Below are 12,672 nucleotides of genomic sequence, written 5' to 3'. Positions count from 1 at the left end.
TTGATGAAGTTGGCCGTGGCCAGCAGCTGCGTCTGCTCCATGAAGTAGCTCCAGCCGCTGACCAGGTAGGCCATGTAGCCCATCGAGGGATGGTGCGAGACCTTGAAGGTGGGCGGCACGGCGCCGCCGGGCGCGGGCGTGTAGCGCCCGGTGGAGGAGTCGCCGGTGTCGGCCACGCCCGAGCCGGTGTGCATGACCAGGTTGGGATGGCTGGCGAAGGCCAGCGGGCGCTGGGTCTTCTCGTCGCGGTAGTGGATGCCGTAGCGCCCGGCGGCGTAGGCGTTGATGAGCACCGCGCGGTACGCGCGCGGATCGGCGCGCGTGCTGAGATAGGCCACGTCCCACTCGGGCAGCAGCCCGATGGAGGGGTGGTAGCCGGTGGTGCCCATGGCGCTGTGGTAGCTCCCCTGCATCAGCGGCGTGTACTCGGTGGGCAGCCGCTTGAAGAGCGGGCTGTCGCGCCCGGTGGCGCCGCGGTAGTGCGGCACCAGCCGCGTCGCCATGAAGTAGTCGGTGTCGTGGGCCGGCACGACCTGCGGATCGGCGCCCAGCCAGTGCGTGAGCGCCTCGGGCCCGGCCAGCACCGCGCGCTGGTGGTTGAGCAGCGTCAGCGGCTGCGAGAAGCGCTGCGTGCCGCCCAGCGTGAAGCTGGCCGTGGCGCTCTTGGCGGTGGGCCCGGGCACGTTGAGGTAGCCGTTCTCAATCCACGGCAGCACCTCCACCGCCCCGCCCTGGTAGGCGCGCACCTCCAGCCAGGCCACGAGGTGGGCATCCGCGCCGATGGGCTTGCGGTAGGTCCAGGCGCTCATCTGCGGCCCGGACACCACGGTGCGCACGGGCTTGTCCCAGTCGCCGGCGTTCCAGCCCGCCGTGCCGAACTCGCCGAACTCGATGCGGGCCGTCACCCCGGCGCGCCTGAGGCTGCCGGTATCGACGGCTGCCGCCGCCTCGGGCGCCGGCCCGGCCCGCAGCCCGACGTAGGCAAACAGGCGCGGCTTCAGGTCGGCATGGCCGGAGAGGATGGCGAACTTGGCGCTGCCGTCGGGCCAGCGGTTCTTCACGACGCACTGCAGCTGCGGCAGATCGGGCGAGCGCAGCACCATGCCCGCGGGCACGTCGCCCTGGCGCAGCGGCTGTCCCACGGTGAAGGGCAGGCCCTCGCCGCCGGGCCTGCTGCTCAGGGTCAGCTTGGCCAGCAGCGGCGTGGCGTCCGCGGCACCGGCCTGCGACGCGGGCGCCGACGCGGCCGGGCCCGGCGTGGCGGCGCTGGCCGCGGCCACCCAGGCCAGGGCGCCCGCGATCAGGGCCAGGGCGCGCACCCCGGCCCGGCACGGCGGGACCAAGGACATCACCGAATCCGCGAACCAGGGACGGGCCCGGCCGCGGGCGGGCCTCACGGTGCCGCCTCGGCGCAGGGCACGCCGGCCGCCACGGCGCCCGGCAGGAGCTGCTCCGTGCGCGGCGTGCCGCAGAAGTCGGTCGCGATCTGCCCAGGCGCCGCCGCGCGCCATGCCAGGGAGCCGGGCGGCTGCAGCAGCAGGCCGTCCACCTGCTGCGGCGTGCCCGCCAGCGGGCCGACCACGTTGTCCTCGACCCGCACCACGCCACCGTCGCGGGCGCGCAGGAAGCCTTCGAGCAGGTTGGCCTCGACCTGGGCACGGGCCGGCGGCACGCGCACCTCGACGCCGGCCGTGTTCACCAGCGTGTTGTGCGCCACCCGGATGTCGGCCGAGCGGTAGACGTGGATGCCGGTGTCGTTGCAATGCGCCACCACGTTGTTGGCCACCAGCCCGTGGGCATGCTCGGCCTCGCAGCGGCCGTCACGGCAAAACGCGCGCGACGTGCCGCCGCCGCCGAAGGACAAGCCCACGCGCGCGCCGGGCTGGGAGATGTCCTGCGTGGTGCAGATCACCAGGTTGCGCTCGATGCGTCCCTGGTCGCCGCCGCCCTTCATGAACATGCCGTAGGAGATCTGGTCGCCCTGCGCCTTGACGAAATGCGCCACCAGGTTGTCCGCCACCTGCCAGCCGCTGGCGGCCACGATGTCCAGCGGCGTCACGGGCTTGCGGGTCTGGCGCGGGGCGCCGTTGCGCAAGGTGTTGAACTGCACCAGCCCGTCGTCGGGCCAGACGCCGCCGCGGCCGTTGACCTTGATGTGCGCGTTGAAGTCCTCGACGAGGTTGTTGCGCAGCACCGTGGCGCGCGCCGCGCCGACCACGTGGAAGGCGTGCTCGCACTCGTCGTGGTGCGCGCAGGTGCCGCGCAGGTGCAGGTTCTCGAACACCCAGTAGGGATGGGCGACGAGGAAGCCTTCACCCGTCTCGAACTCCAGCGTGACCTCGCCGGGGCGCAGCGCCCGCACCACGATGGGGGCGCTGGCCGTACCGCCCGCGCGGGTCTGCAGGGGGTGCGTGATGCGGTAGCGGCCGGGCGCGATCACGAGCTGCTGCCCGGGCCGGGCCCGGCCCATGGCCGCGGCGATGGCGGCGGCGCTGTGCAGCAGCTCGCCGCCGCCCGGCACCGGGATGGCCTGGGCCGTGATGGGCAGCGGCTGGCCGGCGTCGCCGTAGCGCAGCGGCCCGAGCGTGCGGGGCTGCTGGCCCTTGCCCAGGTTGGGCAGCAGCGTCGGCACCTCGCGCTCCAGCCGGTGCTGGATGGCGCGCAGCGGCCCCGAGGCCACGGCTTCCAGGGTCGGATGCCCCTGCACCCGGCGCTGCAGGTGGCGCAGCCATTCGCCCGGCGTGTGCCCCGTGGCCGACTGCAGCGCCTGCGCCACCCCTCCTCCGGGAGCCGCGACCCCGGCCAGCACCGTGACGGCCAGCGGCACCAGCAGCCCCAGCAATACCAACACCAGTTTTCTCAGCATGGCTCACCCTGTGCGGGTCTGAATTTCTTGTGGTCCGCCCTTCTTGCGTTTCCAGAACGGCGGCTTGGGCGGGGGCTCGCGCTCCCAGGCGCGCGTGGCGACCCACACGCGCGCGAGCACCACCAGCACCATCAGGTTGTAGGGCAGGTCGAAGTAGGCCAGGCTCAGGAAGGCGCCGCCCACCGCGTAGCCCAGCAGCGCCATCTGCACCAGGTTGCCCAGATCGGCGGCCCAGCGCGCCTCCTCGATGCCCGCCGCGTGCTTGCGCAGCCAGCCGGCCGTGAACCAGGTCGAGATCCACAAGCTCAGGAATATCGCCAGGCCGATGAAGCCGTGGCTGCCCATCATCTGGAAGTAGATGCTGTGCGCGGCGAAGACGGCCTTCGGGAAAGGCGAATAGCGCTCGAAGTACTCGGGCTTCCAGGTGATGTAGCCCAGGCCGAAGAGGTGGTCCTGCGCGGCGTTCCAGGCCATGTGCCAGGCGCTGATGCGCCCTTGCGCCGAGGCGTCCTCCTCGTAGGTCTGGATGGTGTTCATGCGCTCGGTCCACGAGTCGGGCATGAACGCCACCATCGCCACCGCCGCGACGGCGATGAAGACGCCGCCGAGCACGCGGCTGTTGCCGCGCCACCACATGGCCAGCACCATCGCGCCCAGGGCCAGCAGCGCGCCGCGCGACTGGCTGCCCAGCGCCGCCAGCGCGCACAGCAGCATCATCAGGCCCAGGATCTGCCGGCCCCGGCGCCAGGTGACCTGCAGCTGCAGAAAGCGCAACACCGGGATCGTGATGATCAGCGCCAGCGCGAACTGGTTGTTGTCGTCCAGGAAGGAGCCCGCCGGACCGACCGTGCGGTAGCTGCCCCCGGTGAGGATGGTGAAGATGCCGCCCTTGGTGCCCAGCACTGCCAGCGACATCGCGACCACCCAGGCCAGCCCCATGATGTGGCGCTTGCTGTGCATCACCGCCAGCGCCACCAGGATCATGAAGTCGATCTTCATGACCTTGCTCCACACCTCCTGGTCGCCCGCGCGGTCCTGGGCAAAGATCCACGAGAGGTTGAGCCAGAGCATGAGCAGCGCCAGCCACACCACCGGCGGGCCCTTGAACGGCCAGCCGCGCTCGCGCGTGAAGAGCAGGCCCAGCAAGGTGGTGCCCGCCGCCATGGCCGCCAGCGGCGCGCTGTAGGCGAAGCCGTAGGTCAGGCGGTGCGGATTCATGATGCTCAGCCACGTCCACACCAGCACGCCGATCCAGGGCTGCCGCAGCGCCAGCAGGCAGCCGATGACCACCGGCAGCACGACGAGGAGGTCACGCATGCGTCAGAAGGCTCCGGTCACGACACGGGACCGCGCCGCGGCCCCGAAGCAGGACTCCGCCTCATGTGGGCGCCATGGTGCGGATGCGGACGTCACGCGCAGGCCACGTCGGCCTGCGACAGGCGGCGGAAGAGGTCGAGCTGCGCCTGCGTGGTCTGCTGCCAGCTGAAGCCCTCGGCGTAGCGGCGCACCTGCTCGCGCGACGGCGCCGCCCGCAGCAGCTGCTGCACGGCGGCGGCCAGGGCGCAGCCCTCGCGCGGCTCGAACAGCACGCCGCCCGACTCGGGCGTGACCACCTCGGGCGTGCCCCAGATGCGCGTGGCCACCACCGGCGTGCCGCAGGCCATGGCCTCCAGCAGCACGTTGGCCCAGCCCTCGCGGCTGGAGGCCAGGATCAGCGCGTCGGCCGCGCTGTACCAGCGCAGCAACTGCTCGTTGGGCACGCCGCCGGCAAAGGTGACGCTGTCGTGCACGCCCAGCGTGCGGGCCTGGGCCTTGAGCCGCTCGCGCTCGACGCCATCGCCCACGATCACCAGCCGCGCCTGCGCATGCGTGGCCAGCAGCGTGGGCATGGCGTCGATGGCCACGTGGTGGCCCTTGCGCTCGACCAGGTGGCCCACCGACAGCAGCAGCGGCGCGCCCTGCAGCCCCAGCTCGGCGCGCATCTGCGCCTGCGGCAGCGGGCGGAAGCGCTCCAGGTCCACGCCGTTGCGCATGACATGCAGCCGCTTGCCGTCGATGCCCCAGCCGCGCAGCACGTCCATCAGCGCCGCGCACACGCCGATGGAGGCGTCGGCCCGCTGGGCGGCCCAGCGCATCATGGCGCGCGGCAGCGCATGGGCGGGAATGAGGTTGAGGTCGGTGCCGCGCGCCGTGATCGACAGCGGCTTGCCCACCCAGCGCGCCAACATCGCCGCCGCCACCCCGTCGGGGTAGTAGTAGTGGGCATCGATCACGTCGAAATCGAAGCCCTCGGCCTGCAGCTTGCGCACCGCCGGCAGCGCGGCCAGCGCCAGCAGCAGCGGCGCCGTGCTCATGCCCACCTTGGGCAGCAGCGGGTAGCGCGGATGCAGCACCTCGATGCCGTGGCGCGTCTCGCGCTCGGGCGTGGCGGCCATGCGCGCGTAGTCGCCGAAGCGCGGGTGCCTGAACGGGAACCACGGCACCGGGGCCACGACCTTGGTTTGCACCGCGCCGCTCTTGAGCAGCTCGCGCAGCCGCGTCTCCACGAAGATGCCGTGCACCGGGCGCGTGCTGCTGGGAAACAGCGTGGAGAACAGCAGCGTGCGAATGGGCCGGCTCATGTCTTGAGCGGCACGGCGTTGGCGCGGCCGATGGCGAAGTACTCCAGCCCGTGAGCCTTCACCAGCGCGGGCTCGAACAGGTTGCGCCCGTCGATGACCACGGGCTGCTTGAGCGCGGCGCGGATGGCGTCGAAGTCGGGGCTGCGGAACTCGCGCCACTCGGTGACGATGACCAGCGCGTCCGCCCCGCTCAGGGCCGCCTGCGCGCTGTCGGCAAAGCTCACGCCCGCCACGTCGCCCAGCGCCAGGCGCGCCTGCTCCGTGGCCACCGGGTCGTAGGCCTGCACGCGCGCGCCGCGGCGCACGAGGTCGGCGATCACCACCAGGCTGGGCGCCTCGCGCATGTCGTCGGTGTCGGGCTTGAAGGCCAGGCCCCACAGCGCGAAGGTGCGGCCCGCGAGGTCCTCGCCGAAGCGCGCCACCACCTTCTTGCCCAGCACGTGCTTCTGCTGCTCGTTGGCCTCCTCCACCGCCTCGAGCACGCGCAGCTTCACGCCATGCTCCTGCCCGGTGCGCACCAGCGCCTTGACGTCCTTGGGGAAGCACGAGCCGCCATAGCCCGCACCCGCGTACAGGAAGTGCGTGCCGATGCGCGGGTCGCTGCCGATGCCGCGGCGCACCATGTCGATGTCCGCGCCCACCTTCTCGGCCAGCTGCGCCAGCTCGTTCATGAAGCTGATGCGCGTGGCCAGCATGGCGTTGGCGGCGTACTTGGTGAACTCGGCGCTGCGCACGTCCATGATCTGCAGCCGGTCGTGGTTGCGCGTGAACGAGGCGTACAGCGCGCGCATGAGCAGCACCGCGCGCTCGTCGTCGGCGCCCACGATGATGCGGTCCGGGCGCATGAAGTCACCCACCGCCGCGCCTTCCTTGAGGAATTCGGGGTTGGACACCACGGCGAACTCCACCTCCATGCCGCGGCGCTGGAGCTCGCCGCGCACGGCCTCGCGCACGCGGTCGGCCGTGCCCACGGGCACGGTGCTCTTGTCCACGATGATCTTGTAGTCGGTCATGTGCGCGCCGATGCTGCGCGCCGCGGCCAGCACGTGCTGCAGGTCGGCCGAGCCGTCCTCGTCCGGGGGCGTGCCCACGCCGATGAACTGCAGCGTGCCGTGCGCCACCGCCGCGGCCACGTCGGTGGTGAACTGCAGCCGGCCCACGGCCACGTTGCGCTGCACGATGACGTCGAGCCCGGGCTCGTGGATGGGAATGCCGCCGTCCTGCAGCACGCGAATCTTCCTCTCGTCCACGTCCAGGCAGACCACATGGTTGCCCATCTCCGCCAGACAAGCGCCGGTGACCAGGCCGACGTAGCCGGTGCCAATGACCGTGACTTTCATGTTCTCTTATCCCTGTTGACTGTCCGACGGCCGACGGCCGTCCTTTAGGCTTCTCAGGCCGCCTTGCACAGTGACTCGTAGACCTTGCGGTAACGGGCCACCGACACGCGCCAGTTGCGCTCCATCTCGACGAACTGGCGGCCGGCCTGGCGCAGGTGGGGCCAGCGTTCCCGTTGCGCGAGCAACTGCAGCACCGCCTGCGCCAGCGACTCGGCGCTGCCGGCCTTGAACAGCAGCCCGGTCTCGTTGTGGCGGATGAGCTCCTTGTGGCCGCCGACGTCCGAAGCCACCAGCAGCCGGCCCTGCGCCATGGCCTCCAGCGGCTTGAGCGGCGTGACCAGCTCGGTCAGGCGCATCGAGTGGCGCGGATAGGCCAGCACGTCCACCAGGTCGTAGTAGCGCTGCACCTGGGCATGCGGCACGCGGCCGGTGAACACCACCTTGTCGGCCAGGCCCAGCTGCCTGGCCTGCGCCTTGAGCGCGGCGTCCTGCGGGCCGCCGCCCACCAGCAGCACGCGCACCTCGGGGCGCTGCGCCAGGATCGCGGGCAGCGACTGCAGCAGCAGGTCCAGCCCCTCGTAGGCGTAGAAGGAGCCGATGAAGCCCACCACGGTGCAGCCGGCCAGGCCCAGCTGCGCCTTGAGCGCCCCGTCGGGCTCGCCGCCGACGTCGAAGGCCTCGATGTCCACGGCGTTGGGAATGACGGTGACCTTGTCCTCGCCCAGGCCGCGCGCCACGATGTCGCCGCGCAGGCCCTGGCAGATCGTGAACACATGGTCAGCGTTGCGCAGCGCGTGCGTCTCCAGCCGGCGCGTGAGGCGGTAGCGCAGGCTGCCTTCGGTGGTGGTGCCGTGGTCCACCGCGGCGTCCTCCCAGAAGGCGCGCACCTCGTACACCACCGGGATGCCCAGCCGCTTGCCCACGCGCAGCGCGGGGATGGCATTGAGCACCGGCGAGTGCGCGTGCAGCAGCTGCGGGCGCACCTGCTCCGCAACCTCCTGCAGCCGCCGCTCCAGGCTGCGCATGAGCGCGATCTCGCCCAGCCCCGGCAGGCGCGCCCCGCCCGCGGCCGGCGCGCTCGTGCGGTAGAAGTGCAGCCCGTCCACCGTCTCCTCCGGCGCCGTGGCGCCGAGGTGCTTGGGACTGGTGACGTGGTACGTCTCCCAGCCCAGGCGGCGCTGCTCGCGCAGGATGGACTGGGTGCGGAAGGTGTAGCCGCTGTGCAGCGGGATCGAATGGTCCAGTACGTGCAGGATGCGAAGCTTCATCTCAAGCCCCCTTCTAAGGCCGGCAACGCGAGCGTCGCGGCCGGGGTGGACGCGTGAGCGCCGCCATCCACCACATTTCGTAAAAAAGCCTCAAACATCACCAGGGCCCACAGCGGCGTGCTGTGGTCGCTGCGGCCGCTTTGATGGGCGTCCACGAGCTGGCGCAGCGCGCCCGCATCGAACCAGCCGGTGTCGGCCAGGCGCGGACCCAGCACCGCCTGGCGCACGCGCTCCTTGAGCGGGCCGCGGAACCAGCGCGCCAGCGGCACCGAGAAGCCCATCTTGGGCCGGTACAGCACGTCGTGCGGCAGCCTGGGCTCCAGCGCCTTCTTGAAGAAATGCTTACCCTCGTTGCCGCTGATCTTCAGCGCCGAGGGCAGCGTCGCGGCCCACTCCACGAGCTCGTGGTCCATCAGCGGCTCGCGCACCTCCAGCCCGTGCGCCATGCTGGCGCGGTCCACCTTGGTGTTGATGTCGTCGATCAGCCAGGTCTTGAGGTCCAGGTACTGCACCAGCGCCAGCGGGTCGTCCGTGCCGGCCTGGCGCGCGTGGCGCTCGAACACCTCGTGCGCGCCGTAGCCGCCCAGCGCCGACTTCAGGCCGGGGCTGAAGAGCTGCGCGCGCATCGGGCCGCGCAGCCGCGACATCGAGTGGAAGTAGGCCTGCACCGACGTGCGCGCCATGCCCTGGAAGCTGGTCTTGGCGCGCAGCACGCGCGGGGCCCAGTCGGCCTTGGGGTACACGCGCCCGAGCAGCCCGAACAGCGGCGCGCGCAGCCCCTGCGGCAGCGCCCGGCGCATGCGCTCCTCCATCAGGTGCAGCCGGTAGCGCCGGTAGCCCCCGAAGGCCTCGTCCCCGCCGTCGCCCGACAGCGCCACCTTCACGTGCCGGCGCGCGAGCTGGCACACCCGGTACGTCGGAATCGCCGAGGAGTCCGCATAGGGCTCGTCGTACAGCCACGCCAGCGTGTCGATGAGGTCGAAGTCCTCGCTGTCGACCATGTCCACGTGGTGCCGGGTGCCGTAGCGCTGCGCCACCTGCTGCGCAAACGCCGCCTCGTTGTACGCCGGGTCGGCAAACGCCATCGAGCAGGTGTTGACCGCCACGCCCGAGAGCTGCGCCATGTGCGCCACCACCGCGCTGGAGTCCACCCCGCCGGAGAGAAACGCCCCCAGCGGCACATCGGCAATCATGCGCAGCCGCACCGACTCGCGCAGCCGCGCATCGAGCTCGCCGCACGCCTCCTCCAGCCCGATCTTGCGATCCAGCGTGAAGCGCAGATCCCAGTACCGGCGCGGCGCGGGCAGCGGCTGCCCACGCTGCACCCGCAGCGTGTGCCCGGCTTCGAGCTTGCGCGCCTGGCGGAAGATGCTCCGCGGCTCGGCCACGTAGCCCAGCGCGAAGTACTCCTCCACCGCCAGCGGGTCGAGCTCGCGGCTCAGCCCCCCGTGCGCCAGCAGCGACTTGAGCTCCGAGCCGAACAGCAGCGTGCCGTCGTCCAGCAGCGCGTAAAACAGCGGCTTGACCCCCAGCCGGTCGCGCGCCAGGAACAGCACCTCGCGGTTGCGGTCCCACAGCGCAAAGGCAAACATGCCCCGAAAGCGCTGCACGCACGCCTCGCCCCAGGCCTCCCACGCGTGCACGATCACCTCGGTGTCGCTGTGCGTGTGGAACACGTGCCCCAGCGCCTGCAGCTCCGGCACCAGCTCCTGGTAGTTGTAGATCTCGCCGTTGAAGACCACCACCACCGAGCCGTCCTCGTTGAACAGCGGCTGCTGCCCCGACTCCAGGTCAATGATCGACAGCCGCCGGTGCCCCAGCCCCAGCCCGGGCTCCATGTACACCTCGCCCGCGTCCGGGCCGCGGTGGTGCTGCGACTCGTTCATGCGCACCAGCGCCGCGCGGTCCAGGAACCGCGCCCCGCGCGTGTCAAAAAAACCGGTGATGCCGCACATTCACGCGCTCCGCTGGGTCAGGGGCCGTTCAACCGGTGATCTCAAGACAGGGCATGGGCTCAAAGGCGCCAGAGGCGGAAGCCGGCGTCCCGCACCGCCTTCGCGTCGAAGGCGGCCTTGACGTCGATGAAGACGCCTCCGCGCACGAGCTTGCGGCCCATCTCTTCCACGGACAGCTGCACGAACTCGCGGTGCGACACCGCCGCCACGATGGCGTCGGCGCGCGGCAGGTCGTCCCAGGACATGAGCTGCACGCCGTACTCGTGCATCGCCTCGGCCGGGTCGGCCTGCGGGTCGGCCACGCAGACCTGCACGCCATAGCTCTGCAGCTCGTGGATGATGTCGATCACCTTGGAGTTGCGCAGGTCGCCGCAGTTTTCCTTGAAGGTCAGGCCCAGCACGTTCACGTGCGCGCCCTTGATGTAGCTGCCTGCGGCGATCATGTTCTTGATGGTCTGCTCGGCCACGAACTTGGCCATGCCGTCGTTGATGCGGCGCCCGGCCAGGATGACCTGCGGGTGGTAGCCCAGCATGTCGGCCTTGTGCGTGAGGTAGTACGGGTCCACGCCGATGCAGTGGCCGCCCACCAGGCCGGGCTTGAACTTCAGGAAGTTCCACTTGGTGCCGGCCGCCTCCAGCACCTCGGTCGTGTCGATGCCGATCTTGTCGAAGATGATGGCCAGCTCGTTCATCAGCGCGATGTTGAGGTCGCGCTGGGTGTTCTCGATCACCTTGGCGGCCTCGGCGGCCTTGATCGAGGAGGCGCGGTGCACGCCCGGCTCGATGATGCTCTCGTAGAGCTGGGCCACGGCCTCCAGCGTCTCGGGCGTGTCGCCGGAGACGATCTTCACGATCTTGGTGAGGGTGTGCTCGCGGTCGCCGGGGTTGATGCGCTCGGGGCTGTAGCCGACGAAGAAGTCCTGCTTCCACTTCATGCCCGACTCGCGCTCGAGCACCGGGATGCACACCTCCTCGGTGGCGCCGGGGTAGACGGTGGACTCGTACACCACGATGGCGCCGCGCTTCATGTGGCGACCCACGCTCGTGCTGGAGCCGATCAGCGGACGGAAATCAGGGATGTGGGCCTCGTCCACGGGCGTGGGCACCGCCACCACGATGATGTCGGCTTCGGCCAGCATGGCCGGATCGCTGGTGTAGACCGCGTGCCTGGCCTGGGCCAGGTCCTCGTCGGCCAGCTCGCGCGAGGGGTCGGTGCCGCGCTGGCACGCCGCGACCTTGTCCACCGCGATATCGAAGCCGATGGTGCGCACCTTCTTGCCGAAGGCGACCACCAGGGGCAGGCCCACATAGCCCAGCCCGATGACTGCTACCACACTCACTGAAATTCTCCTGTTGGGCTTGCAACCGCCACTGTCGGCGGTCATTGCCTTCATTGCGATAGGTTGATGACGCGACGTTTTGTGCCGGGCACCGCACACAGCCGGCGGAACAGGTCGAGCTGTGCCTGTGTCGTGGCTTCCCAGCTGAAGCCCTCGGCGTAATGCCGTACCTCAGCGCGAGGGCGCGGATGGTGGATCAGCTCGCGCACGGCCTGGGCGATGCCCTCGGCACTGCGCTCGCGCACCAGCACGCCGGCGGCAGCGTCAGCCACCACCTCGGGGGAACCGCCCACGGCCGTGGCGACCACGGGAGTGCCACAGGCCATGGCCTCCAGCAGCACGTTGGCCCAGCCTTCGCGGCTGGAAGCCAGCACCAGCATGTCCGCGGCGCTGAACCATGCCGCCAGGCTGGCGTTGTCCAGCCTGCCGGCAAAGCGCACCTTGTCGGCCAGGCCCAGCTCCCGCGCCAGGGCCTGCAGCCGCTCCAGCTCGGGCCCCTCGCCCACGATCACCAGCCGTGCGCCCGGGTGTTCGGGCAGCAGCAGCTGCAAGGCACGCATGGTCAGGTCATGGCCCTTGAGCGGCACCAGGTTGCCCACCGACAGCAGCAGCGGCGCGCCGTCCAGCTCGAGGGCGTGGCGCGCCGCGTCCCGGGGGTGCGGCGAGAAGCGCTGCAGATCGACGCCGTTGCGCATGACGTGCAGGCGCTCTTCGTCCACGCCCCAGCCGCGCAGCACGTCCACCAGCGCCGAGCTCACGCCGATGCTGCCGCCGGCCTGGCCGGCAGCCCAGCGCATCAGGCGCCGCGGCCAGGCGTACTGGCCGATGAGGTTGAGGTCCGAGCCGCGCGCGGTGATGGTCAGCGGCTTGCCCAACCAGCGCGACAGCAGCGCCGCGGCCACGCCGTCGGGATAGAAATAGTGGGCGTCGATGAGGTCGAAGTCGAAGCCTTCGCGCATCAGCCGGCGCAGCGTCGGCAGCATGGCGCTGGCCAGCAGGAACGGGGCGGTGCTCATTCCCACCTTGGGCAGCAGCGGATAGCGCGGATGCAGCACCTCGATGCCATGGCGCGTCTCGCGCCGGGGCACGGCGGCCATGCCGGCGTACTCGCCGAAGCGCGGGTGCGTCGAGGGAAACCACGGCACCGGCGCCACGACCCGGGCCTCGACCGCTGCGCTTTTGAGCAGCTCGCGCAGCCTGGTCTCGACGAAGATGCCGTGGCCCGGCTTCACGCTGCTGGGGTAGAGCGTGGAAAACAGCAGCACGCGCAGCTTGCGGCCGT

The 12,672-nt window shown here is 70.9% G+C and carries 9 protein-coding genes; all 9 read right to left on the bottom strand.

The window, feature by feature from the left end:
• Positions 1-1,349, bottom strand: a 1,349-nt coding sequence (locus HHL10_RS05410) for a hypothetical protein (RefSeq protein ID WP_169159293.1), incomplete at its 3' end; no start/stop codon positions are given.
• Positions 1,350-1,393: 44 nt separating this feature from the next.
• The gene (locus HHL10_RS05405) at positions 1,394-2,866 is read right to left on the bottom strand and encodes a right-handed parallel beta-helix repeat-containing protein (protein WP_169159292.1); all 1,473 of its coding nucleotides are present in this window, start codon (positions 2,864-2,866) and stop codon (positions 1,394-1,396) included.
• A 3-nt stretch (positions 2,867-2,869) separates the two neighbouring features.
• Complete coding sequence (locus HHL10_RS05400; RefSeq protein WP_169159291.1) at positions 2,870-4,183, bottom strand: putative O-glycosylation ligase, exosortase A system-associated; 1,314 nt, start codon at positions 4,181-4,183, stop codon at positions 2,870-2,872.
• Between the two features lie 92 nt (positions 4,184-4,275).
• Entirely contained in the window at positions 4,276-5,487 is a 1,212-nt protein-coding gene (locus HHL10_RS05395; RefSeq protein WP_169159290.1) for a glycosyltransferase family 4 protein, read from the bottom strand.
• Complete coding sequence (locus tag HHL10_RS05390; protein ID WP_169159289.1) at positions 5,484-6,827, bottom strand: UDP-glucose dehydrogenase family protein; 1,344 nt, start codon at positions 6,825-6,827, stop codon at positions 5,484-5,486. Before HHL10_RS05390 ends, HHL10_RS05395 begins: the two co-directional genes overlap by 4 nt.
• 53 nt (positions 6,828-6,880) lie before the next feature.
• A complete protein-coding gene (locus tag HHL10_RS05385) occupies positions 6,881-8,095 on the bottom strand; it encodes a TIGR04063 family PEP-CTERM/XrtA system glycosyltransferase (protein WP_169159288.1) in 1,215 nt (404 codons plus the stop codon).
• A complete protein-coding gene (locus HHL10_RS05380; RefSeq protein WP_169159287.1) occupies positions 8,092-10,050 on the bottom strand; it encodes an XrtA/PEP-CTERM system amidotransferase in 1,959 nt (652 codons plus the stop codon). Before HHL10_RS05380 ends, HHL10_RS05385 begins: the two co-directional genes overlap by 4 nt.
• Before the next feature lie 59 nt (positions 10,051-10,109).
• The gene (locus HHL10_RS05375; protein WP_169159286.1) at positions 10,110-11,390 is read right to left on the bottom strand and encodes a nucleotide sugar dehydrogenase; all 1,281 of its coding nucleotides are present in this window, start codon (positions 11,388-11,390) and stop codon (positions 10,110-10,112) included.
• 50 nt (positions 11,391-11,440) lie between these two features.
• Positions 11,441-12,661: a glycosyltransferase family 4 protein gene (locus HHL10_RS05370; RefSeq protein ID WP_169159340.1), complete on the bottom strand. Its 1,221-nt coding sequence runs from the start codon at positions 12,659-12,661 to the stop codon at positions 11,441-11,443.
• Positions 12,662-12,672 lie beyond the last annotated feature (11 nt).

The organism is Azohydromonas caseinilytica, from assembly GCF_012927045.1.
Lineage (GTDB): Bacteria > Pseudomonadota > Gammaproteobacteria > Burkholderiales > Burkholderiaceae_C > Azohydromonas > Azohydromonas caseinilytica.
Note: the sequence above shows the minus strand (reverse complement) of the source record. Positions and strands in the feature narration are given on the sequence as shown.

Excerpts from the sequence above, each read along its gene's own strand:
- HHL10_RS05385 (WP_169159288.1), bottom strand. The coding sequence starts at position 8,095 with ATGAAGCTTCGCATCCTGCACGTACTGGACCATTCGATCCCGCTGCAC.
- HHL10_RS05405 (WP_169159292.1), bottom strand. The coding sequence starts at position 2,866 with ATGCTGAGAAAACTGGTGTTGGTATTGCTGGGGCTGCTGGTGCCGCTG.
- HHL10_RS05395 (WP_169159290.1), bottom strand. The coding sequence starts at position 5,487 with ATGAGCCGGCCCATTCGCACGCTGCTGTTCTCCACGCTGTTTCCCAGC.
- HHL10_RS05400 (WP_169159291.1), bottom strand. The coding sequence starts at position 4,183 with ATGCGTGACCTCCTCGTCGTGCTGCCGGTGGTCATCGGCTGCCTGCTG.
- HHL10_RS05380 (WP_169159287.1), bottom strand. The coding sequence starts at position 10,050 with ATGTGCGGCATCACCGGTTTTTTTGACACGCGCGGGGCGCGGTTCCTG.
- HHL10_RS05390 (WP_169159289.1), bottom strand. The coding sequence starts at position 6,827 with ATGAAAGTCACGGTCATTGGCACCGGCTACGTCGGCCTGGTCACCGGC.